At 65.1% G+C, this 269-nt stretch carries 1 protein-coding gene; it reads right to left on the minus strand.

What is annotated here, in order from left to right; translation table 11 throughout:
- Positions 1–41 precede the first annotated feature (41 nt).
- On the minus strand, positions 42–269 hold a 228-nt coding region (locus SB660_RS20940), incomplete at its 5' end, for a hypothetical protein (RefSeq protein ID WP_410584289.1).

Genomic DNA, 269 nt, shown 5'->3' on the forward strand with positions numbered 1-269 from the left:
GTGTGAGCGGCGGGGTCCGCTCCTGATCCGACGATTCGCTTTCACAACCACCACACGAAGGACGGCTCACCGCTCGACGAAGGCGGCGCCGCCGCAAAGGCGATCAGGGCCAGCCTCAGACCTTCGAGCCCATGCCGGTTCCGAGGGAAGCGCCTGTGGTGGCTGAAGACGACTCCGCCGTGCTCAGGGATGCGATGCATGGCGAGCGCGAAGGTATTCACATCCTCGGTGATCACGAGCCGATGCTCATCGGTGGCGACCTGGAGGAC

The sequence above is a fragment of the Bacillus sp. SIMBA_005 genome (genome assembly GCF_046535585.1).
Taxonomy (GTDB): domain Bacteria; phylum Bacillota; class Bacilli; order Bacillales; family Bacillaceae; genus Bacillus; species Bacillus pumilus.